Source organism: Cellulomonas sp. P4_B5_2, from assembly GCF_056402235.1.
In genome coordinates, this window is the sequence record NZ_JBFUHU010000431.1 from 1 (window position 1) to 2,470 (window position 2,470).

Annotated in this window: 3 protein-coding genes; 2 read left to right on the top strand and 1 reads right to left on the bottom strand. The window is 71.9% G+C overall.

The window, feature by feature from the left end; genetic code table 11:
- Window positions 1-16 precede the first annotated feature (16 nt).
- On the bottom strand, window positions 17-721 hold the full coding sequence (locus AC1DUQ_RS20630; RefSeq protein ID WP_477074508.1) for an SAM-dependent methyltransferase: 705 nt from the start codon (window positions 719-721) through the stop codon (window positions 17-19).
- A gap of 115 nt (window positions 722-836) precedes the next feature.
- Here AC1DUQ_RS20630 and AC1DUQ_RS20635 point away from each other — a divergent pair, with 115 nt between their 5' ends.
- Both AC1DUQ_RS20635 and AC1DUQ_RS20640 read left to right on the top strand, forming a co-directional pair.
- Window positions 837-1,631, top strand: coding sequence for a DUF6345 domain-containing protein (locus AC1DUQ_RS20635; RefSeq protein ID WP_477074509.1), 795 nt, complete (start codon window positions 837-839; stop codon window positions 1,629-1,631).
- A 28-nt stretch (window positions 1,632-1,659) separates the two neighbouring features.
- Window positions 1,660-2,451, top strand: coding sequence for a hypothetical protein (locus tag AC1DUQ_RS20640; RefSeq protein ID WP_477062535.1), 792 nt, complete (start codon window positions 1,660-1,662; stop codon window positions 2,449-2,451).
- The last annotated feature ends 19 nt before the right edge of the window (window positions 2,452-2,470 follow it).

Below are 2,470 nucleotides of genomic sequence, written 5' to 3' on the forward strand. Positions count from 1 at the left end.
CCCGCCGAGGGGTCCATCAGGGGCGCCGCACGAGCGCGAAGACGCCCCAGCCGAGGTTCGGGCGCTGGTTCGTCACGTAGTCGAGGGGTGCCGTCGACAGCTCCTCGCGGAAGGCCGGCGCCAGCTCGTCGTCGGGGTGCTCGTCGAGGAACCGGCGGACGTTCAGCCACTGCGCGGCCACGTACCGGTCCCAGCTGTGCTCGTCGGCCAGCACCATCTCCACCAGGTCCCAGCCGGCGTCGCCGAACTGCCGGACCAGGTCGGGCAGGGACAGGAACTCGTTGGGCGGTCCGGCCTTCCAGAACGGCTCGCCGATGAGCGCGATGCCGCGCGGCTTCAGGGACCGGCCGAGCAGCTCCAGGGTGCCGACGACCCCGCCGCCGATCCACGTCGCCCCGACGCACGAGGCGACGTCCACCGGCTCGTCGGCGACGTACGAGGAGGCGTCGCCCTGCACGAACGCCACGTCGACGTTCAACGAGGTGGCCCGCTCCCGTGCCGCGGCGACGAACACCGTGCTCAGGTCCACCCCGGTCCCGACCGTCCCGTGGTCCCGCGCCCAGGTGCACAGGAGCTCGCCCTTGCCGCACGCGAGGTCGAGCACGGTCGCGCCCGGATCGAGGTGCAGCGCGCGGCCGAGGGTGGCCAGCTGCGCGTCGGTGARGGGGTCGAGGATCCGGTGGCTGCGCTCGCGGATCGTGTGGTGACGGGGCAGGTCCATGAGCCGGACGGTACGACCGGCGGCGCACGCGAGCGAGCAGATATGACCCGCCGCGCGCGTATCACCACCCCGTGGTGCCTCTCTTCCCAGGTGACAGGTTCGACGACGAAGGGGGATGGCGATGTCGTACGGCATCGGCACGGAGTGGATCAACGCGTACAACAACCTCAATCCGCTGACGCACGAGCACGAGGACGCGGGCGGGTTCTGGGACGAGCTCCGCAACCACGACAGCGGGAACGGGATCTTCAACTGGGGCGACGGGAACGCGTTCGAGGACGACTTCAAGGCGAACGCCCGCGGCGGCCACGCCGACCAGTGGGTGGAGCAGGCCGACATCGTGTACTTCACGGGCCACGGCAGCCCGAGCGGCTTCTACTTCCGCAGCGACGTGCCGGACGACTCGCAGGTGCAGGGCGACTTCACGACGAGCGCGGCCGGCAACGACGGCGACCTGCGCCTGGGCCACGGCGACCTGGAGTGGCTGGGCCTGGAGGTCTGCAACACCCTGCAGATGGACGCGGTCCAACAGGGCGCCAACCGGGACGTGTTCGACCGCTGGGCCGACGCGTTCGAGGGCCTGCACGCGATCCTCAGCTTCACCACCACCAGCCTCGACCTGGCCAACCCCGGACGGGCGTTCGCGTCCGCGATGGACGGGCGCTGGCTCACGGCCATGTTCGGCATCCCCGAGTGGCTCATCGGGCGCCACCCGATGCGCGTGGTCGACGCGTGGTTCTGGATGGCCGAGTTCACGCAGCCCAGCTGGGTGGAGTCCGCCGTGCTCTACGCCAACAGCTCCGGCACCAACACGGGCGCCGACTTCCTGCACGACCACGGCTTCGTCAGCTCCGACCCGCACCGCGGCGGCTCCTGGTTCTCGTGGACCTGGATCCCGCACGCCTGCTGAGCACCCACCACCTTCGGAAGGAACAGCCATGACCACGATCTCGGTCGCCCGCGTGCGACCTGCTGCCCTGGACGACGAGCGCCTTCGCGCACTCGCCGAGGCGTTCCGCATCGACGGCGACGTCGTGCGCACCGAGGAGGCGTTCGCGCTCGTCGGCAAGGAGGCGACGCTCGTGCACGGCGGGCCGGGCAACCGGCTGGCCGGCGTCACGGCCCTCGTCGACACCGTCCGGGGCGTCGCCGCCGCCGACCCCGAGAAGGGTCACCCCGAGCCGCTGCCCGCCGACAAGGCCGTCGGCGTGACCGGCGAGCTGACCGAGCGGTACGGGCTCGGTCCGAAAGTCGCCCGGTTCGACGGCGTCCGGCTGGAGACGAGCATCGACGCGACCGTCGTGGAGGCGGTGCGCTTCGACGGCAAGGAGCGGACGCGGTTCGCGGTGAAGACCGACGTGCGCTCGCGGGTCACGCTCGACGGCATCCCGGTCACGGGCCCGCGGGCCGGCGTGAACGCGACGTTCCTCGACGACGACCGGCCGCTGCGCCTCATGGCGACCACCTGGGACGCCGTCGAGCTCTACCGCGAGGCCGAGCTGGTCGAGGAGGGCGAGGCGCTCGAGCGGGTGCTCGAGTCCGCCCGGCACCGCAAGAGCCGGACCGAGAAGCTTGCGGTCGTCTCGAGCGTCCTCGCGTACTGGGCGGCGCCCTACGAGGGCGGTGCCGACCTGCTGGAGCCGAGCTGGTTCGTCGAGGTGGCGCACCCCGCCGACGAGTACGGCAACGACGGGCCGAAGCAGCTGGTCAGGGTCCCGGCCGCCCGCTGAGCCACCGGACGGCCTGCGC

Bases quoted from the DNA above. Each gene is read 5' to 3' on its own strand.
- AC1DUQ_RS20635 (WP_477074509.1), top strand. From the start codon at position 837: ATGGCGATGTCGTACGGCATCGGCACGGAGTGGATCAACGCGTACAAC.
- AC1DUQ_RS20640 (WP_477062535.1), top strand. From the start codon at position 1,660: ATGACCACGATCTCGGTCGCCCGCGTGCGACCTGCTGCCCTGGACGAC.